Origin of the sequence: Nostoc sp. FACHB-190, assembly GCF_014696905.1 — a bacterium.
GTDB lineage: Bacteria > Cyanobacteriota > Cyanobacteriia > Cyanobacteriales > Nostocaceae > Nostoc_B.
Genome location: NZ_JACJQW010000036.1, coordinates 1 through 23,503, shown reverse-complemented (window position 1 = coordinate 23,503; position 23,503 = coordinate 1). Strand labels below are relative to the sequence as shown.

The following is a 23,503-nucleotide window of genomic DNA, read 5'->3' as shown; positions in this document are numbered from 1 at the left end:
CCCGTAGGGTAGTATGAAGTGTGTAGACGCGCTTTGCGCGGCTTGCCGCAGGCTAGTGTTAATTTCAGACTTCAGCCTTCACACTTCATCCTTGAGATTTAGTCTAGTTTCTCACCACTGAGGATAAAAATGGGATCAACGGCGGTAAAAATTTGAGAAAAGCCTTTTGTCTCTAAACGATTGACGGCAGACTGAACAACTTCAATATTCACTGCGCGTAACTGAGAAAAGCTTTGAGAGATAGCATACAGACTTTCTAGATTACCAGCTGTCGCCACGACGCGGCCTGATGATGGCAAATAATCCCAGACAGTTTTTAAAATATCCTGAATGTGTCTTCCGCCTTCGATGCAAACCCTGTGAGGTGCTGTCTGAATTTCATGTAAACATTCTGGGGCGCTACCTTCTATGACCTCCACATTTTTGACCTCAAAGCGATCGCAGTTACGCTTAATTAAATTCGCCACTTCTTCATCTCGTTCTACAGCAATAATCTTGCCCTGGGGACACAGTAGCCCAATTTCTACGGGGATCGTCCCTGTACCTGCACCGATATCCCAAAATACAGAATCAGGTTTGAGGCGTAGTTGAGCAATCAACAACAGTCGCACTTCTCGTTGAGTAAAGGGAATTCCCGGCAAATGCTCAAATAATTCGTCGGGAATGCCGGGTGTAACGTAAGGCCAATGTTGGGTAGGCATATTAAAGATATATTTATACTAAAGATACTCGCTTGTTAAATTTAGACAAGTTACAGACCATCGAAAGTTTGACAACGTAGCATCATCAGCAATTATGATAACTGAGCAAATATTAGGCGGTCGCTACGAAATTCAACAACAATTAGGCAAAAAGGCAGGGCGAAGGACTTTTGTTGCTCGTGATTTAACAACTCAAGAATTAGTCATCATTAAGTTACTCTCATTTAATAGTGACTTTGAATGGGATGATCTCAAGTTATTTGAGCGTGAAGCCGAAACATTAAAATCTTTATCACATCCTGCTATCCCTCGGTATTTAGACTATTTTGAGGTAAATTCACCAACTATCAAAGGCTTTGCTCTCGTACAAACTTATATCCCGTCCCAAACTTTAGAGCAGTGTTTACAATCGGGGCGGAGTTTTACAGAAGTTGAAGTTAAACAGATAGCCACGGCAGTTTTAGAAATTTTGATTTATCTACATGGTTTAAATCCACCTGTGATCCACCGTGATCTTAAGCCTAGCAATATTTTATTGGGCGATCGCTCTGGTAATAGTGTCGGTCAAGTCTATTTAGTTGATTTTGGTTCGGTGCAAACAGTCTTGGCTACTGAAGGGGGAACGCGGACTGTAGTTGGTACTTATGGTTATATGCCACCAGAACAATTTGGTGGACGCACAGTACTTGCATCTGATTTATACAGTTTAGGCGCAACTTTAATTTATTTAGTTACAGGTACTCACCCGGCTGATTTACCCCAAAAAGATTTACAAATTCAATTTGATCATGCTGTTCATCTGAGTTCGGGTTTGAAGCAGTGGCTACAGTGGATGACTGAACCGAGTTTAGACAGGCGGTTGAGTAATGCAAATGCAGCCTTAGCAGCTTTGGAACATCCACAACTTTTACAAAAACTCCAACCAGCAGAAACTAACTTGTCAGACTGGATTAGAGGTCATTGGTATTGGGATGGAAATAATTGGGTTTCTAATAATCTAGACGTTGGCATTTCCAAACCTGCTGGCAGCAAAATTCAACTCACAAAAAATGGGGATGCGCTAGAAATTACAATTCCGTCAAAGGGTTTTGATATATCGACCTTATATGGAGCTGGATTTGCGATCGCGTGGCATTCTTTTCTTTTATTTTGGACTATTACCGTTATTGTTTCAGCTTTTCCGGTTGGTATTCTCTTTGCGCTCTTCTCCCTACCTTTTTGGAGTGGTGGCGTGGCAATGATTTGGCGCATACTATTTGATTTATTTGGCAGTCTAAGATTACGAATAAATAACAACCAATTTAGCTTAAAGCGGCATTTATTTGGCTTTACATTTAATCGCCCACACGCCTCGCCCAGAGATAAAATCAACCATTTAGTTTACATTCCTGAGCATTTTACGAAAAATCAAGAAGGTATTCGCAAACTAGTTCCAGCACAACTGGATATTTGGGTCGGTAGAGAAAAATACTGCCTTGGTGGTTACACAGATATAACTTTATCAGCAGCAGAAATAGAATGGTTAGTTTATGAATTAAGCTATTGGTCAGGTATCCCCATTACCCAAGACGGGTGAGAGAAAAAAGGTGTGGGGAGTGTGGAGGGTAATTTTTTGGATACTTAGCTAGAAATCCCACACAAAATTTCGTTCACCCACCCAAGACTAGGCAAGATTGTTTTAGAAGTAGCTCGTACAACATCGGTTTATAGTTGACTACAGAAGCTTGAGAGAGGAAACTTGTATGTTTGGACTGGGATGGCCAGAGGTGGGTATCATTGCCATAGTCGCGCTGCTGATTTTTGGCCCGAAAAAAATTCCCGAACTGGGAAATGCACTGGGCAAGACTCTACGGGGTTTTAAAGAAGAATTGAATAATCCCAATGATGAAAAGAATTCGGAAAAAGAAGAGGAATAAGGTATAGGTTACAGGTTATATAGGAATCCGATTTGATTTCTGAATCTAGTTATGTAGGTAGGGAGTAGGGAATGGGGAGTAGGGAGTAGGAAAGACGGCTGATCTAGGTGTACTGATTTTTTTCATAAATCAAATATGAGTCCTATACCATTTCACTTTAAAAATGATACAGACATGAAAGCAGCGCCTCGACTTCGCTCGGCGACCGGAATCAGAGTTGCAGAGGAAGTGATTTGTATCAGTAATTTCGTGAATTGGTATTACAGGCTGGTTTTGATTGCTAAACAGCCCTGACGCTGTTGAGGTGAAAATATAAAGGCGCGAAAATTTCGCGCCTTTACTAATGAAAAATCCTAAATTGTATTTACAGCAGGGTACAGGTGAGTGAGGGACAAATTTTCAGAAAAAAGCGTATATTAAAGAACTTTTAACCTGATACCTGTTCCCTGCTATAAAAGTGTGTTGATCACCGAGGAAGGTGACACCCCATTTTGACTTTCTGTAGCGTTTGTGGGAGTGTTTTGTAGAGGCACTTCTTCTTTAACTAGACCACGCACTTTAATTAACTTGATGGCGCGGCTGACGCTCTCTGGCAAAATTACCACCAGGCCGTTTTCTGGAGCCATATCCAAACCTTTGTTAATAGCTTGGGTTTCGTCCATAACAACTTCGCAACGGGCATCGGGTTTAACTTGTGTAATTCCCTTCATAATCAGTTGCGAAGCTGATCCCCGTGGTCTACCGCGTGTGTCATCATCTTCTTTAACGATGATGTAGTCGAAAATATCGGCGGCTAGTTTACCTAAAGTCACAAAGTCTTCGTCGCGGCGATCGCCAGGGCCACCAACTACGCCAATTCGCTGTCCTGTGTTCCAATTACGCACAAATGCACCAACCGCTTCGTAACTGGCTGGGTTGTGAGCATAATCTACTAAGGCGTGGAATGTTCCTAAATTAAATAGGTTCATTCTGCCAGGGGTTTGACTCACAGAAGCGCGGAATGTCCTTAAGCCAGCGCGAATTTGTTCAATGGTGACGTTCTGTACAAAGGCTGCCAAACTCGCGGCTAAGGCGTTGGCAATCATAAATGGTGCGCGTCCACCCATTGTCAACGGAATTTGTTCGGCCCTTTCGATGCGGTGTGTCCAATCGCCCTTGACAATTGAGAGATAGCCGTTTTCGTAAACTGCGGCGACTCCTCCCTGTTGAATGTGCTTGCGGACTAATTCTGAGTCGGGGTTCATGGTGAAGTAGGCAATGTTCGCCTTGGTTTTTTCGGACATTGCCGCCACACGGCGATCGTCAGCATTCAGTACGGCATAGCCATCAGGGTATATGGCTTCGGCGACTACACTCTTGAGGTTGGCTAATTGATCGATGGTATCAATATCACCTATACCTAAGTGATCGGCAGCAACATTCAGCACGATACCAACATTTGCGGCTTCAAACCCTAACCCGGAACGTAAGATGCCACCACGGGCGCTTTCTAATACAGCTACTTCTACAGTTGGGTCTTGCAGAATCAAGTGGGCGCTTTGGGGGCCTGTGTTGTCTCCGGCTTCAACTAAATAATCCCCGATATAAGTTCCATCTGTAGTTGTGTAACCTACTACCTTACCCGTTTGTTTATAAATATGTGCCAGCAGTCGGGTAGTGGTAGTTTTACCATTTGTACCTGTGATACTGAGGAGGGGAATCCGGCTGGATTGTTCGTTGGGGAACAGCATATCCATCACTGCGCCAGCAACATTGCGGGGAATCCCCGAACTGGGGGCAACGTGCATCCGAAAACCGGGAGCCGCGTTGACTTCCACAATGACTCCATCAACTTCGCGCAAAGGGCGGCTAATATCTGTGGTGACGATATCTAAGCCAGCGATATCTAAACCGATGGTCTTCACAACCCTTTGAGCAATCCAAATGTTTTCTGGGTGGATTTCGTCAGTCCGGTCTACAGCAATCCCACCTGTACTGAGGTTAGCAGTTGCCCGCAGGTAACAAATTGTACCTTTGGGTAATATGCTGTTGAGGGTATAACCTTGGCGTTCTAGCAGTTGGTAGCTAGTGCGGTCAAGTTCAATCTTGGTGAGAACTTTGTCATGTCCATCGCCACGATTGGGGTCTTTGTTGGTTTCTTCAATTAATTCAGCGATCGTATATCTACCATCACCAACGACATGAGCAGGTACACGTTCTGCTACGGCCACTACTTTGCCATCTACCACAAGTACCCGATGGTCGCGCCCAACGTAATACCGCTCAACAATGATTGATCGGGAAACTTGTCTAGCTGCTTCGTAGGCTGCTTCTGCTTCTTCCCAGTTTCTAATATCAATGGTGATGCCGCGTCCATGATTGCCGTCTAGTGGCTTAATCACGATGGGATAGCCACCAACATATTCAATCGCTTCTTCCAAATCATCCAAAAAGTTAATCACAGTACCTCTGGGTACTGGGACACCAGCTGCTGCTAAGATGCGCTTTGTCGCTTCCTTATCACAAGCTAGTTCTACTCCCAGGATGCCGGTTTTATCTGTCATTGTGGCTTGCATTCGCTTTTGGTTCACGCCATAACCTAGCTGAATCAAAAAGCGTGCGCTTAGCTGCATCCAGGGAATGCCTCTTTTTTCTGCTTCTTTAACAATTGCTTCTGTAGAGGGGCCTAAAGAAGCGTCACGCCAAAAGTCTTTCAGGTCTTGGATATCTTGTTCTAATTCCGCCTTGGGATAGCGGCCGCGATCAACAATGCTTTGACACAGCCTGACTGCGGCTCTGCCTGCATAGCGTCCCGCTTCTTCGTTCAGGTATTCGATGACTACCTGATAAACGCCAGGAGTAGAAGTTTCACGGGTGCGACCAAAGCCGACGTGCATTCCGGCTAGTTCTTGGAGTTCTAAAGCTACGTGTTCCACAATGTGGCCCATCATAGTACCTTCTCGTACCCGCATTAGAAAACCACCATGACAGCCAGGCGAACAATAATGACCCTCCAGACTTGGCAGCGCCTCAACTAATCCTTCATAAAATCCAGGGATTTCATTTGAGGGCGTCTCGGCAAGGTTCTCTAAATCGAGGCGCATGACGATCAGTTTGTGGCGTCGAATGCTCCAGTAGTTTGGGCCGCGTAAGGTCTGGATCTTGAGGATTCTCATGGGAATAGGTAGATGGAGATTCGGAACCAAAATTCTAGTTTCTTACTGGATTTGATCGCTAAACTGTTCATAGTAAACAGTTTTTTCTGTTTACATGGTATTCTGTGGATTTTTTCTACTGCCATAAATAAACAGATGATCAACTCACTGTAACCTCGGATACTCTATCCCGTCAGCTGGAGATCCGGTGTACCGCCGGCAATACAGTCCTTTGGTACAGGTGAAAGCGATCGCCATAGCTGAGGATATGCAGACGTAAGTTATGCAACGTCAATGGTTCATTTGCACCAACGTGAGGTTCATTGGTGTGGGTAAGTTCAGTGGGGTCAACAATGGTCACACTGCCTTTGCCCATAACTTGTAACCAACCATCGCGTTCAAATACAGCACAGGTATCTTCATCGATACCAATTCCCAGTCGGTCTGGATGAGAGGCGATCGCACTTAGCAGACGACCTATACGATTACGGTTGTGGAAGTGTTGGTCAACAATCACTTCGGGGATAAATCCCAAACCCGTCGCCATATCGACTAAAGAGCGATTGGGTGTTTCACCACTACCACCACCAGCAATCATGTGATGCCCCATAACGGCTGCACCAGCACTAGTACCTGCTAAGGTTAACTGTCCCCCTCTCACCCTCTGACGGATAATTTCCATCGCTGGTGTATCTGCCAACACGCCACAAAGGCGCAATTGGTCTCCTCCTGTCAGAAATACCCCGCTACACGCCTCTAGAGATGCCTTTACCTGGGAGGATTCACATTGTTCCCGCTCACGAATATCTAAAATTTCAACTTTTTCAGCACCCATCTCCTCAAAAATGCGAATATACCGACCACCGATAATAGCGGGTTCGCGGGAGGCTGATGGAACAATTGTAATATAAGCCTTATTAGCACCGGCACGGCCGAAAAAAGTTCTTAGGATTTCGCGCCCATGAACTTTATCTTCAGCGCCTCCGATGACCATAACAGCGGTTTTAGTTGCTTGGGGTGTCCTCATTTCCAGCGATTTAGCTTTTAATTGCTGCATTTTGTCTCTCCTGTCAACAACTTCAGGAACCATTGCGTTGGACGGGGTTCCCGGCTGATAGCAAATGGCGTGAACCATTAATTGGGACGGGTTTCCCGGCTTGTAGCGAATGGCGTGTGAATTTAACAAGGTTCAGTATCCATTTTGCTTTCTTAAGAGGACACTTTTTGGAAGTTGCAAGGGGCAATTTCTGCCAACTTGGCTTCTTGCTTGAGGCACATAAAGTTGTAATTTTTTATGTGTCTCTTGCCTTTCTTCAAAGCCAGCGCCTTGTTGTTTCCCTGTCCACAGTTCCAGACTGGCAGAATATTGTTTAGGAGCTAGGGTTCCGGGGAGAATTGGGGAACTCAGTTTCCTTTCTGGGATTGGGTGTGAGCAGGTCTGAACACGCTGTTTTGCGGTCTGGCTCGATAAATCCTGGAAGTTGTTAACTTTGGTCAGATTATTAATTTAAATGTAGTTGTGACAATATTTAAACATAAATTAAGTAATTAGAAAAACTTTGGTTGCCACTAAAAATCAATAGTTCTAGTACTTTTAGATACTATTGATTAAGCTTATCTGTAGTTGTAACCTACATTTGCTTGTTGTGTTTACTAGACATTCAACTTTAAGATTAGTGTTCTTGAATACGAATTACTGTGCGCTTTGATATAGTTACACTTTTTCCTGATTGTTTTACCTCAGTTCTCAGTTCTGGGCTGTTGGGTAAAGCTTTAGCCAAACAAATTGCCCAAGTTAATTTAGTCAATCCCAGAGACTTTACCAATGACAAACACCGCAAGGTAGATGATGAACCCTACGGGGGTGGGGTGGGAATGCTGATGAAACCAGAACCAATTTTTGGTGCGGTGGAGTCCCTACCCTGTTTACCTCGCCGAGAAATAATTTTGATGAGTCCCCAAGGTCAAACCATCGACCAACCTCTGTTGCGGGAGTTGGCGACGAATTATGACCAGTTGATTGTCATCTGTGGTCATTATGAAGGGGTAGATGAGCGAGTACAGAATTTAGTGACGCGGGAAGTGTCTTTAGGAGATTTTATTCTCACAGGGGGCGAAATTCCGGCAATGGCGCTAATTAATGGGGTGGTGCGCTTATTACCGGGAACTGTGGGTAAGGTAGAGTCGCTGAAATCTGAAAGTTTTGAAGAAGGATTGCTAGATTATCCCCAGTATACTCGTCCGGCGAATTTTCGCGGCTGGAAAGTGCCAGATGTCTTACTTTCTGGGAATCATGCTGCGATCGCTCGTTGGCGTTATGAACAACAAATTAAACGCACTGGCGATCGTCGTCCCGATTTACTGGAAAAATGGCAAGAGGAGAAGCAGCAGGGGAGCAGCACCTCGGCTCCGCTCGGCGACCGGGAGCAGGGAGCAGGGGAGAATAATTGTTGACGATTGACCAAGGACAAATGACTAATGACTAATATCAGAATTGGTAACGGCTACGATATTCACAGATTGGTGAGCGATCGCGCTTTAATTTTAGGTGGCATTCAAATTCCCCACGAACTCGGTTTACTCGGACATAGTGACGCGGATGTGTTAACACACGCCATTATGGATGCTATGTTAGGGGCTTTATCCTTGGGTGATATTGGCCATTACTTTCCCCCCACTGATCCCCAATGGGCAGGGGCAGATAGTTTGATACTTTTAACTCAAGTACATCAGCTCATTAAAGACCAAGGTTGGCAGATAGGTAACATTGACTCAGTAGTGGTTGCTGAACGCCCAAAATTAAAACCGCATATCGAGACAATGCGGAGTAAACTTGCCACTGTTTTAGAACTGCAACCCAATCAAATTGGCATCAAAGCTACCACCAATGAAAAACTCGGCCCAGTAGGACGAGAAGAAGGTATTTGTGCTTATGCTGTAGTCTTACTCATCGCTACTGATTAACTTAATTTACTATCTGACTATGGCGATTCTAGAAGTAAACCAGATATTATTCAGTGCAACAGTAAATCTTCTTGCATCTCAAAACTATGCAATTTTTTAATCATAACTTGTCTAGCATTAAACGTTCTTGGATACTGATAATTTTATCGGCATTTACAGCAATAACACTTGCAGCTTGTAACCCTAGTAACTTTAAAAGTTCGGCGGCACAAATACCACAAGTAGTAAGTAGTATTCTGAGTGATCCCAAAACATTTAATTTTCCTTTGAGTCAAGAATTTCCCAATATTTTTGGCTTGACTTATGAAGGCTTGGTTGATCAAAATCCTATTACGGGAAAAGTTGAGCCGAAGTTAGCAGAATCTTGGCAAATTTCTGAAGATAAATTGAAGTTTATTTTTACTCTGCGTCAAGATTTAAAATGGTCTGATGGTCAACCACTTACAGTGGATGATGTTGTATTCACATATAACAATATTTATTTTAATGAGGCAATTCCCACAGATGTGAGAGATTCTTTTAGGATTGGCGTTAGTCGCAAGTTGCCTACTGTCAGTAAAATAGATGAACGGCGGATAGAATTTGCTTTACCAGAACCATTTAGACCGTTTTTATTAAATACAGGCACTCCCATATTACCTGCCCACGCTTTGCAAAAGTATGTCCAGGAAAAAGATAGTGAAGGAAAACCGATATTTTTGTCTAAGTGGGGTGTAGATACTCCACCAGAAGAAATTATTGTTAATGGCCCTTTCAAGTTAGAGCGATATGATACTAGCCAGCGTGTTGTATTTCGGCGCAATCCTTATTATTGGCGTAAAGATGCTCAAGGAAAATCCCAGCCTTATATTGAACGTTTAGTTTGGCAAATTGTCGAAAATACAGACACAGCTTTGTTGCAGTTTCGCTCTGGCGGCTTAGATACCATAGGTATTTCACCTGATTACTTTTCTTTGTTAAAAGTGCAAGAAAAACAAGGAAATTTCACGGTTTATGGTAATGAACCTGGAACTGGTACTAACTTTGTTCTGTTTAATTTAAATAAAGGTAAAAGAAATGGCAAGCCACTGGTAGACCCAATCAAATCACGTTGGTTTAATACAGTGGAATTTCGGCAGGCGGTTGCTTATGCGATTGACCGCCAAACAATGATTAATAATACTTTTCGTGGATTGGGAAAACCACAAAACTCACCAGTGACAGTCCAGAGTCCTTATTATCTTTCGCCGGAAGAAGGTTTAAAAACTTACAATTATAATCCCGAACAATCAAAGCAATTATTGATCAAAGCTGGATTTAAATATAATGAACAAGGTCAATTATTAGATGCTGAGGGTAATCGGGTTCGCTTCACTTTGCTGACAAATTCTGGGAATAAAATCCGGGAAGCCATTGGGGCGCAGATTAAACGAGATTTGGCTAAAATCGGGATGCAGGTTGATTTTACCCCGATCGCCTGGAATACTTATACAGATAAACTCTCTAATACCCTCGACTGGGAAGCTTCTTTACTCGGTTTAACAGGTGGTTTAGAGCCAAATGATGGGTCTAATGTTTGGTCTCCTGAAGGTGGGTTGCACATGTTTAACCAAAAACCCCAGCCAGGACAAAAACCCATTGAAGGTTGGGAGGCTTCCCCTTGGGAAATCGAAATTGGCAAACTTTATATCCAAGCAGCCCAAGAATTTGATGAGGCAAAAGTTAAACAAATTTATGCCAAAACTCAACAAATTACTCAGGAAAATTTGCCTTTTATTTATTTAGTCAACCCCTTAGCGATGACAGCAGTACGCAATCGCTTTGAAGGGATTAATTATTCTGCCTTGAGTGGTGCATTCTGGAACATTTACGAAATCAAAATTACAAAGTAGTTAAAGCAGAAAATGAGCGTCGTGACTATGTACTATGGACTATGGACAAATGACCAATGACAAATGACAAATGATCAGAATTTGCGATCGCTCCTAGAAGAAGTCGCAAATGGTAAAGTTACCCCAGATATAGCCTTCAATTCTCTGAAAAACTTAGCCTATGAACCTGTAGGTGAGTTTGCTAAAATCGATAACCATCGCGCCCTCAGAACGGGTTTCCCGGAAGTGATTTGGGGGCCTGGTAAAACTCCTGAACAAATTATTCGCATTATTGAAGTGATGCGCCAACGTAACCCAGTGGTGATGGCGACTCGCATTGAACCATCGGTTTATGCAATGCTGCAATCAAAAGTCCGGGGTTTGCAATATTTCGAGTTAGCCAGAATTTGCGCCATTACTCCCGAAATTATTGAACCTCAGTTTCCGGGGGAAATTGGTATTCTCTCGGCTGGAACTGCGGACTTACCTGTAGCGGAAGAAGCAGCCATCACAGCAGAACTGTCTGGGTTTCGCGTCCAGCGTCTTTGGGATGTGGGAGTTGCAGGTATTCACCGCTTGCTGAGTAACCGTCATTTGATTGAGTCGGCATCAGTATTAATTGTTGTTGCGGGGATGGAAGGGGCTTTACCTAGTGTGGTAGCAGGTTTAGCCAATTGTCCTGTGATTGCTGTACCTACTAGTATTGGCTATGGTGCCAGTTTTGGCGGTTTAGCACCTTTGCTGACGATGCTAAACTCTTGTGCTGCTGGTGTTGGTGTAGTGAATATTGATAATGGTTTTGGCGCAGCAGTATTAGCGGGGCAAATTTTGCGAACGGCGGCGAAGTTGAGGCAAAAAGAGGAGTCCCTATAAAATAGGAATTTCTCTTTACAAAATTTCAGACTTCAGACTTCACACTTCATACTTCATTAAAATACTCAAAGAGATTTTTAAGCAACCAAAGATAATCTATAAATGACAAGCTCTACAGATATTGCAACCTTAGCGAAATGGATGGCGGCTGATTTTAGCAACCAAGCCCAGGCTTTTGAAAATCCGCCATTTTATGCACATATCCGCGTGTGTATGCGTCCCTTACCATTGGACTTGTTATCAGGGGTCAGTTTTTTTGTAGAACAAGCTTATGACTATCTGTTGAATGACCCTTATCGCTTGCGGGTGTTAAAGTTGTTGAACGTAGGCGATCGCATTCAAATAGAAAACTACACTGTTAAACAAGAAGAAAAATTCTACGGTGCATCCCGTAACTTAGAACGCCTCAAAACCATCACAGCCAATGACTTAGAGAAATTATCAGGCTGTAACATGATAGTCGAATGGACAGGTAACAGCTTTAAAGGTTATGTAGAACCAGGAAAAGGCTGTATTGTATTCCGCAAAGGTCAAAAAACTTACCTAGACAGTGAATTTGAAATTGACGACGAAAAATTCATCAGCCTAGACAGAGGACGCGACTTAGAAACTGATGAACATATCTGGGGTTCCGTCGCTGGGCCATTTTACTTCGTGCGGTGGGCGAGTTTTGCTGATGAAGTTAAGTGCTGAGTGCTGAGTGGGAAGTTAGAGGGACAAGGTAGATAGGGGGGACAAGATATTGACTTTTAACTTTTGACTTTTAACTTATCTAGTATCCCGTTGCGGCTAACTCCAGTGGGTGAAAATAGGGAACTCTTTCTATTGATGTTTCCCAGACACCACTGGGGTATAGTTTTAGCAGCCGAAATCCTGGTGATTTTTCGTCAATGGCAAAAGTGGGACTATGAGAACGAAATTGAATACAAGTTGAGGGAGTTCCTAAATACCCGACGTTGCGGCGTTGGTGTTGGAATTGTTGATGAATATGACCGAATAAAACTAATTTAACTTGTGGGTAACGGTCAATCACTGCAAAAAATTCTTCAGGATTTTGCAGGCTACTGCTATCTAACCATAAAGAATTCATCAAAAAAGGCGGATGATGTAACGCTATTAATGTGGGTTTATCGCCTAGTTTGATTAATTCCGACTCTAACCAACTCAGAGTATCCGCAGAAAGATGACCATGTACATAGCCCGGTACAGCCGAGTTTAGTAAGATAAAATTCCAATGACCACGCTGAAAAGACTTGCGCCGCGAAATCATTTTCAGGTTAAGAATTTCATTCATTGCGATCGCACAGTCATGGTTTCCTGGTAGCCAGTAAGTAGGTATTTGTAGTTGATTGACTAAACTTTGCAGATGTTCATAAGACTCGGAAGTTCCATCCCCAGATAAATCTCCCGTCAACAGTAGTAAATCAATTTCTGATTTTAACTCCTGCAATCGCCCCAAAACTACCTTAAAAGACTCAATGGTAGGCATTCCCAGCAGTTGATGATTTTCTGAGGCAAACAGATGTATATCCGTTACCTGAGCAATTGATAGGGGAGGTAGATAATTTATCTTCACTGCTCACACTCTACTTGTATCTGTACCCTGATTTTCATTATCGGTAGAACACGCAACTTACCTTCAAGTAGCAAAACTAGCTTGATATTAAGTGCGTGCCTAATAATTATTTTGGCAACTAACCTTGTAAATTCAAAGCTTCTGCTCAAAATGAGTTAACAGTCTTTAAGTAATTGTTATACTCAAGTCTGTACATAAAAATACAATTTTAAACAAAAATTTTTTGCATCTACCCTAAGATAGAAAAAGTAACAAGACTTACGCACAGAGATTGGGTGGAGAAACGGAACCCAACATTCACGCATACTTTGTTGGGTTACGCGATCGCTACACCCAACCTTGTATATTGAGGGAAGTAGTAGACTGTCGCGTTCTTTTTTCAAATTGATATTAACTATCGATGTTTCGCGCAAAGGCGCAAAGGCGCGAAACAAAAAACATCCCTCTCATCAGCCCTTAGTTTCTTCCTGTCTCTCGCAGACTTCCCGCCCGGCAATCTCGTAACCAAGCTTTTATCCCTTGGGCGACTGTACCATTACTACTATCACGCGGTGGTGTTGGTGGTTGTTGATTCCTAGAAGCACCAGTTTGTGTCAACATCGTTACCAAATACCAGCCATTTTGATTTTTAGTCAAAAACAACCAATGAAATTCTTGTAATTCAATAGCTTTATTTTCTATATACTGTCGTTCTAAGGTGGTAAAAAATACCTGCTCAACTTTTGAGTTAGCACTTTTCTGCTCATTGAGATCATCACTAGCAGGATTTAGTGGTAAAGGTTGAAATTCTGGTCTACCCGCTAATAGCATATAGCTGAACAAATCATTACTTCTTGTTCGCCGACGAGCGCGTTGACTGGCACGATTACTATAACTAGGTAAATCGCGCAACAGTTGAGTAGTTAATATTTCGAGATTTTTTTCTTTGCAAACAGAGTTTACATTTATCTCTGCGGCTTGAGAAAATGCAGAGTTATCAAAAATATGGGCAATTATTATACATAACGTAGAAGCGATGAGGGAGAGTAGGAAATAGGGGTGTAGGGGTGTAGGGGTGTAGGGAAAAAACTTTTTCATACTTTTGTGTGAGTAAACCTTATACCATTTTGGATTTTAGATTTTGCGAAAAGTTGCGTGGGCGGGTTCCCCGACTTGAGCAAACTTTTCAAGACAGATTTTGGATTGAGACAGGCTTTACTGGTAAGCTTTTGGGCAATTCATTTGTCGCAATCATTCTTCAATTTGGTATTAAATTTCAAGATGCGCGTTATATCAACGCCAAACACACCTAAAAAGATAGTGCGTTACGGCTAATTCTCACTGTCTTAAGTTCCAAAATTCTTGCATAGCCGTAACACACCCTACTTACTAGTCCCTAGCCTCCAGCCTCTAATTCAATTCCTCAGAAATTCGCTTCCAGGCTAACTCAGGATCAGGCGCAGCAGTGATGGGACGACCAATTACTAAATAGTTTGCACCAGCTTGCAGGGCTTGGGAAGGGGTGAGCGATCGCTTTTGATCTCCTTTATCAGCCCAACTTGGACGCACACCCGGACAAACGAATAAAAACTCATCCCCACAGGTTTGGCGCAATTGCGCCACTTCCTGGGGTGAACATACCGCCCCATCTAACCCTGACTCTTGCGCCATTAATGCCATTTCTAGGGCAAATTCGGGCAACTCTAGGGGAATTTTTAAATCAAACGCTAATTGTCGCGCCGAAATACTCGTCAACAACGTAATAGCAATTAATTTGGGCGGTTGCACACCTGCTTGGGTTGCGCCTGTTTGGGCTGCTTCGGTAGCGGCTTTGAGTGCATCCTTACCTGCGGTTGCATGAATTGTCAACAAATCTACCCCATACCGCGCCGCACTGCGACAAGCTCCAGCCACCGTATTAGGAATATCATGAAACTTTAAATCTAGAAAGATGCGCTTTTGCCGAGATTTTAAAATTTCTAAAATGCTCGGCCCAGTGCTGGTAAATAACTCTAAACCAACCTTCCAGAAACTAACTGATTCTAGCTTGTCAATTAGAGCGATCGCACCCTCCAAATCTGGCACATCCAAAGCCACTATGATTTTGTCATTAGTCATTGGTCATTTGTCCTTTGTTATTTCCCCCCACTCCCCACACTTCCCACACTTCCCACACTTCCCCCTACTCCCAACTCCCCATTCCCTACTCCCTCAATTTACGGAACTAAACGCACAAACTTGTTCTTACCCACTTGCAGCACTCGTCCGTGTAATTCACTAGGTTCTGTAAAAGTGGTATCAACATCGGTAATGCGATCGCCATCCAAGCGTACACCACCTTCTTGAATTTTCCGCCGTCCTTCGCCTGTACTTTTACACAAGCCACAAGCACCAAGTATAAAAGCCAACTTTGCCGGAAACTGAGGTACACCAGCAAGGGAAAATTCTGGAACAGCACCTTCCTTACCGCCACTTTTTGCTGCTTCTTTCGCTTCATTTGCAGCTTGTTCGCCGTGATATTGTTTAACTACTTCCCAAGCTAAAAGCATCTGGCGATCGCGCGGGTTTTCTGGCAATTTATCTAAAGGTAAATCTGTCAGCAGTTCAAAATACTGTGCCAGCAAATTATCAGGAACCCCTTGTAACTTCTGATATTTTTGTCCTGGGTGTTCCGACAACCCAACATAATTGCCCAGAGACTTCGACATTTTCTGTACGCCATCTGTACCAATTAAAATTGGTAACAGCACCCCAAATTGTGGCTTCTGTCCAAAATAACGTTGTAAATCTCGTCCTACAGCAATGTTAAACTTTTGGTCAGTTCCCCCAAGTTCTACATCAGCCTCAACAGCAACAGAATCATAGCCTTGCATCAACGGATAAAGGAACTCATGCAAGAAAATCGGATTCTCTTTTTTATAACGTTCAGCAAACCCTTCCTTGGCTAACATCTGTCCCACGGTCATCGTAGACAGTAACTCCAAAATCTTTCCTAAATTAAGCTGGGAAAGCCATTCGGAGTTATAACGCACCTCTAACCGTCCTGGTGTGTCAAAATCCAAAATAGGACGCACTTGGTCTAAGTAAGTCTGGGCATTTTGCGCCACATCAGCCTCTGTTAGCTGGCGACGCACCTCAGATTTCCCAGTCGGATCACCAATGCGAGCCGTAAAATCACCAATAATCAGGACTGCCGTATGACCAGCATCTTGAAACGCTCGCAGTTTTCTCACTGGTATGCTATGACCAAAGTGAATATCAGCACCCGTAGGGTCGATTCCCAATTTCACCCTCAAAGGTCTGTTACTATTTGCTAGACGCTGTTCTAAACTTTCAATTTCGCTATTAATATCAGTCGGTTGGGGGAATACTTCTACTATTCCACGATGCAGCCAAGAAAAATCTTGCGCCATAATAGGAGATTCGCTATTAACTAAACTTTTTATCTGAGAAGTTAGGTTGGTTACATTCACTGGCAACTTGTCCGTTTTTTCATCTGCCAAACTAATATAATTGCAAAAAATTAACCACCTTGCTGCATTTCGATGAATTACAGTTAAATTTACAAGTGAGGAAGTGATATCACCGTGTCGTCTAGGACTCTTGAAAATAAGCAGCCACAACGTCGGCCTTCACCGGGTTTTGAGTTCTTGAAAGGCGTTGGTCAGATAACTGGCGGTACTTTGTTATCTATCACCATGCTGACAAGCTCTATTGTAGCTGGAGGGCTGGTAGGTTTAGCGATTAGTTTCCGCAATTTGCCCGATGTCAGACAACTGCGTAACTTTTTGCCTTCAGAAACAACTTATATTTATGACATTAAAGGTAAACTCCTGGCCAGCGTCCACGGGGAGGCTAACCGCGAAGTTGTACCATTAGATAGAATTTCACCTAATTTAAAACGAGCCGTACTCGCCAGTGAAGATGGACATTTTTACTATCACCACGGGATTAATCCTACAGGTATTGGGCGTGCCATTGTAGTTAACGCCGTTGCAGGTGGTGTTAAAGAAGGTGGTTCTACCATCACCATGCAGTTGGTGAAAAACTTGTTTTTGTCGCAAAAACGCGCCATTACTCGAAAATTAGCCGAGGCTGTCTTAGCAATTCGTTTAGAACAAATTCTTACCAAAGACCAAATTTTAGAAATGTACCTCAATCAAGTGTATTGGGGTCACAATAATTACGGTGTCCAAACAGCCGCCCGCAGTTACTTTGATAAGTCCGCCGAAACCTTAACCTTGGCAGAGTCGGCTATGATGGCGGGTTTAATTCAAGCCCCAGAAGAATTTAGCCCCTTTGCTAGTATGAAGCTGGCAAAACAAAAGCAAAAAGAAGTGCTAGGGCGGATGCTGGATTTGAAATGGATCACCCAGCAAGAATATGATGATGCGTTAAAGCAAGAAATTAAACTTGGTAGAATCAGGTCTTTCCAAGGTAGCGCCTTACCTTATGTTTCTAATACTGTATCCCAGGAATTAGCGAAAAAGTTTGGGCGTGACGCATTACTCAAAGGCGGGATGCGCGTCCAAACTACAGTTGATGCTAAATTCCAAATGATGGCAGAAGACACTGTGAAAAAATGGCATCAAACTCTTTTAAGCCAAGGGTTGTATAAAAACCAAATTGCTTTAGTAGCCATTGATCCGCGTACCCATTTTATTAAAGCGTTGGTGGGTGGTGTAGATCCCAAGGTGAGTGAGTTTAACCGCGCCACTCAAGCACTACGTCAACCAGGTTCTTCTTTTAAACCGTTTGTTTACTATGCTGCTTTTGCCACTGGTAAGTTTGGGCCAGACTCAACTGTCATTGATGCGCCAGTGAGTTACCGTGATGGTAATGGTTGGTATTATCCCAGGAACTATGATGGAACCTTTGGCGGGGCGATGTCGATTCGCAAGGCTTTATCAGTATCTCGGAATATCCCGGTGATTAAGCTGGGTAAGACTGTGGGGATGTCAAAAGTTATAGAAGTTTGCCGGACTTTGGGAATTATGAGTCCAATGGAACCTGTAACTTCCTTACCTTTAGGTGCAATTGGTGTGACACCTTTGGAAATGACTAGTGCTTATGCGACTTTTGCTAACTACGGTTGGCAATCTCCGCCAACAATTATTGCGCGGATTACTGATAGTAGTGGCAATGTATTGCTAGATAATACGCCTAAGCCTCAGCTAGTGCTTGACCCTTGGGCTTCAGCAGCAATTATCGATACTATGCGTTCAGTAATTACCGAAGGTACGGGGAAAAACGCCGCCATTGATCGCCCTGCGGCTGGTAAAACAGGGACAACATCTTCCGAAAAAGATATTTGGTTTGTTGGTACTGTACCCCAGCTAACTACTGCTGTTTGGGTAGGGAGAGACGATAACAGACAATTAGCTCATGGTGCTACTGGGGGTGTCATGGTAGCTCCCATCTGGAAAGATTTTATGACTAAAGCTCTCAAAGGCGTACCAGTAGAAAATTTCAAACCGCCTTCCCAGTTCCCTCGTCCAAAAGGAAACTAAATCGCTACGCGGAAGTCAAAAATCAAAAGTCAAAAAGCTTATATTAAAAGCTTTTTACTTGAAATGGTATCTTGATTTCCGCCCTGTTGTAATAGCTTGAGAGTTTGGATTTTGGATGACTTAATCAATCCAAAATCTAAAATCTCAAATCCAAAATCTTTAGGGTTGTTTTTCCAGTTCGGCTTTCATCCGTTCTAAAGTGAAGTTCATTTGATCAAACATCTGTTGCGGAGTGATGCCAAACTGACCAAGCTGAGTTTTTAATTGTTCTACTGTCATTTGTGCCATGAAATCCTCTGATAGCTCAAATCGCTTCATAAAGATGCGATAGCGATCCATCATGGCTTCCATTTGTTCAATAAACAGTTTTTTACCTTCGCGGTCAAACTTGCCATAACTATTACCAAGTTTAATGAGGGCTTGGTAATCTTCAAAAAGCTCTTTTGCTTCTTGCTGCACTATCTCAGAATCAAAGAATCCCATGTTGCTTATCTTTAACTGAGTACTGACACTCAGCAGCTTATAGTGATGCTTATATTTTTATTCTAGTCTAGGGGATGATTAGAGAAAAGAAACTTCGGTTAAAGTACGGTTTTTCACAGAGATTCCAACACTTGACTTTAGCGACTTTCTGTTAATGTGATGGTGTCATTAATCAGAGAGAAAAAACTTATGGGACTGTTTGACCAAATCCTCAGTGCGGTAGGTAATACCAATCAACTGGGGGGGATTATCAATACTGTACAACAACTGAGCGATCGCACTGGTGCCGATGCCTCGACAATCCAATCAGTTTTGGGAATGGTGGGTAATTATGTCCGCTCTTCTTTACAAGAAAAGCAAGCTACCAATGGCGAAGGTGAAGTCCAAGCTTTGGTAAACCAATATGCCGGTACTTCTCCTAATCCCCAAGCTGTCGATTCGCTGTTTTCTGGAGAAATGCAGCAACAAGTGGCTGAGGCGGTTGCTCAACGCACTGGTTTAGATGCTGGGACTATTCAACAATTACTACCTTCAATAGTGCCAGTAGTGCTGAATTTTCTCCAATCGAGTGGTAGTAATTCTGTGTTAAATGCTTTTTTAGACGCAGATAGAGATGGCGATGTTGATATTACTGACGCGATTCGCTTGGCTAGTCAGTACCTCGGTAGATAATCAAGTTAATTTGCAAATTTAATTTACTAATTTAGTTTTGCTTGTCAATATCCAAAACTAATTTTGTTTCAGACAATACTTTAGAGCTGTTGCCAAATACTCATACTGCTCTAAAGTATTGTAAACCTGTGCGGAAATCCTGATCAGCATTCCTGGTGATTCAGTCCAAGGAACCACTTGTACTTGAATACCAAATTGATCCAACAATTGATCATGTAGCCAAATATGATTTTGATTTGCCAAACTCACAGGCATTGGTACAACAGCCATTGAACCAATCATTTCTGCTGGACAAAGTGGTTGTACTTGTAGGGTTGTACAAAGTAACTGTCTAGCTTGGATAACTAGCTGATGATTGCGCTGCATTAATTCTACCCAACCACCGGGTAACAGTGAACCCATCAAAGCGATCGCTTCTGGTACGCACATATAAGCTGTGGGATCATCTGTACCTGTCCAGTCAAATTCCAACTGAAAGCGGCTTTTATCAGTGCGTGGTGAGTTAGCACCGTGGCTAATTGTCAGGGGATGAATTTCTGCTTGTTTATCCCGCCGCACATACAAAAATGCGGCTCCCTTGGGTGCAGAAAGCCATTTATGACAGTTCCCCGTATAGTAAGTTGCCCCAATTTCTGCCATATTTAAGGCAATCATTCCTGGTGCATGAGCGCCATCAATTAATGTCTCAACACCCCGCAACTGTAATTCCTTGACTAGCTGCGCTATGGGGAAAATTAACCCTGTCTGGCTAGTTATATGGTCTAGTAATGCTAAACGAGTTTTAGGTGAAACTTGCTCTAATACGGCGGCAATTATTTGTTGTGGCGACTCCACAGGGAAAGGAATCTGCGCTACAACTACCCGCGCTCCCGTGCGACTCGTAATAAAGTTTAAAGCATTGCGACAAGCGTTGTATTCATGGTTAGTCGTCAGAATTTCGTCATCGGGGGCAAAATGTAAAGAACGCAACACTGAATTTACGCCAGTTGTCGCATTTGGGACAAATACTAAATCTTGGATATCAGCATGAATAAAAGCTGCCAACTTGCTGCGAGCATTGTCTAATAAAGGTTCCCACTTTCTGCCAAAAAAATTTACTGGGTCTTGTTCCAACTGCGATCGCAAACTCTGTTGCGCTGCTAACACCGCTTTTGGACAAGCACCATAAGAACCATGATTAAGAAAAACTACACTAGGGTCTAGTGTCCAAAGTCCTTGGTAAGATGAAGATTGAAGTTTGAAACCTAACTCTTCACACTTCATACTTTACCCTTCATACTTTTAAAACTCCCCAGACTGGATTCGAACCAGTGACCAATCGATTAACAGTCGATCGCTCTACCGCTGAGCTACTGAGGAACGCTGTCGCTCACAATTTCTAATAGTAGCGTAATCACTAAGAAATGGCAAGTACTTTTGCTAATTTTTTTCTCAAGTCTCATTTTGTCCAATATTGTCACTAAAAACCCTGCCTGAAGGAAGATTAGAGACTTATGGATGTTGCGTTACTGTAATCCCATACGCAATGCAGCCAACTTCTGTCGCGCTTTATCATCAATGGCACTAGCCAAAAACCTACTGTTAGATTTTTTGCGAGTTTGATATTTTTGACGAACTCGGCAAACTGTGGTTTCTACAGCACTACAAAGCTGTTGTGCTGATAACCATTCCGCCCCGTATCCTTGTACTACTAATTGTTGCGCTCTGTCTGAGGTAGCCACAATCATCCGCGAAATTCGAGATGCAGTTATCTGCGATCGCAAGGAAGCACAAATTTTTTCGATGTAAGTATCTGCCGTTTGCCCAAAATCAGTGTAGTAAACAGAAACTAACTCTGTAATCACTTCTTTATTGCTAGAAGCGTTATGATATTGAGCATCGAAAACTATTTGAGTTTCGTAACCTTGAAAAGCACTGTAACCGATCATGGCTTCGACCAGTTCCCAACGTGCTGCTTCTAAACCAGCACTATCACGGGTTTTTTTCAGACAAGGCCAAGCGCCAATTATGTTGTAACCGTCCACCAACAGAACGGCTGGGACTGAGGAACGGGGCATGGTTTTTAATCACAATTTTCTAGAGTTAACACAATCCATTCATAACTTTTATAGTAATTGAAGCATTCGCTGTAACACTATGTTACAAAGCACTAAATAATGCGAAGAGATTGCAAAATTTATCTCAAAAAAGTTCTCAATTTCAGAAGTCAGTTACCAAAAAAGAGAATTACTTAAATCAATTTAGAGGTAAAAAACCCTGTATTTGCAAGCATTTTGTCTGCTGATTGGTTGCTATACTAATTGCCTACAAATGTAAACGCGCCTTTAATGAGGCGCGTTAGAGATGTTAAAAATTATTGATGAATTAAGTTGAGCATTTAAGGTGATTCATCATTCACTTTCATCAATCGTTGTTTGAGGCGTTGGGGTTCACCCCAATCAACTAAAGAACCTTTATCGAGTAAAAAAGCCCCATCACAGTAATTCAACTCATCCAGGCGGTGAGTTACCCACAAGGCTGTAATACCGCGACTTTTGACTAGGCGGTGGACACCAGCCACTAAATCTAATTGGCTATCAGGGTCAAGTAAAGCTGTGGGTTCATCTAATAATAAGATTTCACAGTGACGAGCGATCGCACCAGCAATCGCCACACGTTGTTTTTGTCCCCCACTCAAAGCATATATCGGGCGTAATTGCAGTTGCAGCAAATTTACCGCCCCTAAAGCTTCTTCAACTCTTGCTCTCACCATAGCAGGCGGCAATTTTTCTTCCACCAGTCCAAAAGCCACATCTGCACCCACCGTTGGCATAACTAATTGATGATCAGGATTTTGGAACACAAAACCGACAGGAGGTAAAACACCAATTTCACCAGACTGGGGCTGTAACAGCCCCGCCAAGAGTCGGAGTAGAGTTGATTTGCCACTGCCATTAGTACCCAAAAGCATCCAAAATTCACCTTTGGGAACCGCTAGAGAACAAGACTTGATAGCCGCCTCACCACTAGGCCAATTGAAATTTAAGTCTTTGACTTGAATGCCCACTTCCGTCATTGCTACACCTTACTCGCCTGCTAAGGCAAAAAAGCCAGGTGGTCTGCCACTGCTAGTGCTAACACCATCTTTCTGAATAATCTGTACCCCAGAAATTTCACTAGCACGAACAGCGATTTTTTTCTCTGTCTTACCTTCACACTTGAGTTCCACAATATCAGGATTGCCAGAACGCATCGCTGCCAAAATGAGTTGGTAGACAGCCTCAGCGTCTTCTGTTGACTTCCGTTGAACTGATATGGGGAAGGCGGTGTTTCTTACACTTATGTCAATGGTAAACATTTAGGATTAATCAAACATATCTGTGGACTCATTTTAGCGTCCAAGAATGAGGGAGTGGGGAATAGGGAGTGGGGAGTGGGGAAAAATGTTTTTTTCATTCATACTCGGCGGCGCACTGCCTATCGTCGGTATTAAATGAGAGTTGTTTAGAAAGTCAAAAATCTCCCCAAACCCTAATCACAACTTCCTAATCACCACTGACTCTTCCCCAAAAGATTAAATTTGACTCAGAATCCCCTGGAAAAATTAACGATTTTCACCTAGAATTATTAGAGTCAGTAAAAAATTGTAAACTGGATTGACAAACCAGTTAAAAATCTGCATTGAAGAGGCTGCTACAAAAGAGCCTACAAGCAGAACTGTACTTATAAGAAAATATTTGGAGTTTCACTCTCATGACCATCGCAGTTGGACGCGCCCCAAGTAGAAGAGGGTGGTTTGACGTACTAGACGACTGGTTAAAGCGCGATCGCTTCGTGTTTGTAGGTTGGTCAGGAATATTACTATT

General features: G+C 42.9%; 22 protein-coding genes, 1 tRNA gene and 1 pseudogene. 11 read left to right on the top strand and 13 right to left on the bottom strand.

Annotated features, from left to right (window positions below; genetic code table 11):
• Positions 1-98: 98 nt before the first annotated feature.
• Complete coding sequence (gene cbiT, locus H6G28_RS28245) at positions 99-701, bottom strand: precorrin-6Y C5,15-methyltransferase subunit CbiT (RefSeq protein WP_190591662.1); 603 nt, start codon at positions 699-701, stop codon at positions 99-101.
• A 94-nt stretch (positions 702-795) separates the two neighbouring features.
• Between cbiT and H6G28_RS28240 the strand changes: the two genes are divergently transcribed.
• Both H6G28_RS28240 and H6G28_RS28235 read left to right on the top strand, forming a co-directional pair.
• Positions 796-2,277, top strand: coding sequence for a serine/threonine protein kinase (locus H6G28_RS28240; protein WP_190675932.1), 1,482 nt, complete (start codon positions 796-798; stop codon positions 2,275-2,277).
• Between the two features lie 166 nt (positions 2,278-2,443).
• Positions 2,444-2,617, top strand: a complete 174-nt coding sequence (locus H6G28_RS28235; protein ID WP_190591664.1) for a twin-arginine translocase TatA/TatE family subunit — start codon at positions 2,444-2,446, stop codon at positions 2,615-2,617.
• A 449-nt stretch (positions 2,618-3,066) separates the two neighbouring features.
• Here H6G28_RS28235 and cphA read toward each other — a convergent pair whose 3' ends face one another.
• Positions 3,067-5,772 (bottom strand): cyanophycin synthetase, encoded by a 2,706-nt coding sequence (gene cphA / locus H6G28_RS28230; RefSeq protein WP_190591665.1) that lies wholly within the window; start codon positions 5,770-5,772, stop codon positions 3,067-3,069.
• A 172-nt stretch (positions 5,773-5,944) separates the two neighbouring features.
• Complete coding sequence (locus H6G28_RS28225) at positions 5,945-6,808, bottom strand: cyanophycinase (RefSeq protein WP_190591683.1); 864 nt, start codon at positions 6,806-6,808, stop codon at positions 5,945-5,947.
• A gap of 641 nt (positions 6,809-7,449) precedes the next feature.
• Between H6G28_RS28225 and trmD the strand changes: the two genes are divergently transcribed.
• The 5 genes from trmD to H6G28_RS28200 all read left to right on the top strand — a co-directional run bounded on the left by trmD (position 7,450) and on the right by H6G28_RS28200 (position 12,131).
• Positions 7,450-8,205 (top strand): tRNA (guanosine(37)-N1)-methyltransferase TrmD, encoded by a 756-nt coding sequence (gene trmD, locus H6G28_RS28220; protein ID WP_190591666.1) that lies wholly within the window; start codon positions 7,450-7,452, stop codon positions 8,203-8,205.
• A 24-nt stretch (positions 8,206-8,229) separates the two neighbouring features.
• Entirely contained in the window at positions 8,230-8,715 is a 486-nt protein-coding gene (ispF, locus tag H6G28_RS28215; RefSeq protein WP_190675930.1) for a 2-C-methyl-D-erythritol 2,4-cyclodiphosphate synthase, read from the top strand.
• Positions 8,716-8,801: 86 nt separating this feature from the next.
• Positions 8,802-10,586, top strand: a complete 1,785-nt coding sequence (locus H6G28_RS28210; RefSeq protein ID WP_190675928.1) for an ABC transporter substrate-binding protein — start codon at positions 8,802-8,804, stop codon at positions 10,584-10,586.
• Between the two features lie 63 nt (positions 10,587-10,649).
• Positions 10,650-11,438, top strand: coding sequence for a nickel pincer cofactor biosynthesis protein LarB (gene larB, locus H6G28_RS28205; protein WP_190675926.1), 789 nt, complete (start codon positions 10,650-10,652; stop codon positions 11,436-11,438).
• A 102-nt stretch (positions 11,439-11,540) separates the two neighbouring features.
• The gene (locus tag H6G28_RS28200) at positions 11,541-12,131 is read left to right on the top strand and encodes a chromophore lyase CpcT/CpeT (protein ID WP_190675924.1); all 591 of its coding nucleotides are present in this window, start codon (positions 11,541-11,543) and stop codon (positions 12,129-12,131) included.
• Between the two features lie 79 nt (positions 12,132-12,210).
• Here the strand turns inward: H6G28_RS28200 and cpdA are convergent, their stop codons facing one another.
• Both cpdA and H6G28_RS28190 read right to left on the bottom strand, forming a co-directional pair.
• Positions 12,211-13,008, bottom strand: coding sequence for a 3',5'-cyclic-AMP phosphodiesterase (gene cpdA, locus H6G28_RS28195; RefSeq protein ID WP_190675968.1), 798 nt, complete (start codon positions 13,006-13,008; stop codon positions 12,211-12,213).
• Positions 13,009-13,470: 462 nt separating this feature from the next.
• Positions 13,471-14,091, bottom strand: a complete 621-nt coding sequence (locus H6G28_RS28190) for a hypothetical protein (protein WP_190675922.1) — start codon at positions 14,089-14,091, stop codon at positions 13,471-13,473.
• Positions 14,092-14,099: 8 nt separating this feature from the next.
• On the opposite strand from H6G28_RS28190, the gene H6G28_RS28185 reads away from it, so the two are divergent.
• Positions 14,100-14,306 (top strand): hypothetical protein, encoded by a 207-nt coding sequence (locus H6G28_RS28185; protein WP_190675920.1) that lies wholly within the window; start codon positions 14,100-14,102, stop codon positions 14,304-14,306.
• Between the two features lie 97 nt (positions 14,307-14,403).
• Here H6G28_RS28185 and pyrF read toward each other — a convergent pair whose 3' ends face one another.
• Together pyrF and tyrS are read right to left on the bottom strand one after the other, a co-directional pair.
• On the bottom strand, positions 14,404-15,111 hold the full coding sequence (gene pyrF / locus H6G28_RS28180; protein WP_190675918.1) for an orotidine-5'-phosphate decarboxylase: 708 nt from the start codon (positions 15,109-15,111) through the stop codon (positions 14,404-14,406).
• Positions 15,112-15,209: 98 nt separating this feature from the next.
• Positions 15,210-16,406 carry a tyrosine--tRNA ligase gene (gene tyrS, locus H6G28_RS28175; protein ID WP_190591685.1) on the bottom strand — a complete coding sequence of 399 codons (1,197 nt, stop codon included), beginning with the start codon at positions 16,404-16,406 and terminating at the stop codon, positions 15,210-15,212.
• Between the two features lie 174 nt (positions 16,407-16,580).
• Between tyrS and H6G28_RS28170 the strand changes: the two genes are divergently transcribed.
• Positions 16,581-18,503 carry a transglycosylase domain-containing protein gene (locus H6G28_RS28170; protein ID WP_190591673.1) on the top strand — a complete coding sequence of 641 codons (1,923 nt, stop codon included), beginning with the start codon at positions 16,581-16,583 and terminating at the stop codon, positions 18,501-18,503.
• A gap of 159 nt (positions 18,504-18,662) precedes the next feature.
• Here H6G28_RS28170 and H6G28_RS28165 read toward each other — a convergent pair whose 3' ends face one another.
• Positions 18,663-18,986, bottom strand: coding sequence for a DUF1825 family protein (locus H6G28_RS28165; protein WP_062292641.1), 324 nt, complete (start codon positions 18,984-18,986; stop codon positions 18,663-18,665).
• Positions 18,987-19,175: 189 nt separating this feature from the next.
• Between H6G28_RS28165 and H6G28_RS28160 the strand changes: the two genes are divergently transcribed.
• A complete protein-coding gene (locus H6G28_RS28160) occupies positions 19,176-19,658 on the top strand; it encodes a DUF937 domain-containing protein (protein WP_190675916.1) in 483 nt (160 codons plus the stop codon).
• A 57-nt stretch (positions 19,659-19,715) separates the two neighbouring features.
• On the opposite strand, the gene H6G28_RS28155 is transcribed toward H6G28_RS28160, so the two are convergent.
• The 5 genes from H6G28_RS28155 to H6G28_RS28135 form a co-directional block, all read right to left on the bottom strand.
• Positions 19,716-20,921, bottom strand: coding sequence for an aminotransferase class V-fold PLP-dependent enzyme (locus H6G28_RS28155; RefSeq protein ID WP_190675914.1), 1,206 nt, complete (start codon positions 20,919-20,921; stop codon positions 19,716-19,718).
• A 24-nt stretch (positions 20,922-20,945) separates the two neighbouring features.
• Positions 20,946-21,017 (bottom strand) — tRNA-Asn (locus tag H6G28_RS28150).
• A gap of 146 nt (positions 21,018-21,163) precedes the next feature.
• Positions 21,164-21,715, bottom strand: a complete 552-nt coding sequence (locus H6G28_RS28145; RefSeq protein ID WP_190591676.1) for an NYN domain-containing protein — start codon at positions 21,713-21,715, stop codon at positions 21,164-21,166.
• Positions 21,716-22,035: 320 nt separating this feature from the next.
• Positions 22,036-22,713 carry an ABC transporter ATP-binding protein gene (locus H6G28_RS28140; protein ID WP_190675912.1) on the bottom strand — a complete coding sequence of 226 codons (678 nt, stop codon included), beginning with the start codon at positions 22,711-22,713 and terminating at the stop codon, positions 22,036-22,038.
• 9 nt (positions 22,714-22,722) lie between these two features.
• Positions 22,723-22,995: a UPF0367 protein family gene (locus tag H6G28_RS28135; RefSeq protein WP_190591678.1), complete on the bottom strand. Its 273-nt coding sequence runs from the start codon at positions 22,993-22,995 to the stop codon at positions 22,723-22,725.
• Between the two features lie 395 nt (positions 22,996-23,390).
• Here H6G28_RS28135 and H6G28_RS28130 point away from each other — a divergent pair.
• Positions 23,391-23,503: pseudogene (locus tag H6G28_RS28130) on the top strand (photosystem II D2 protein (photosystem q(a) protein)); the annotation flags it as partial.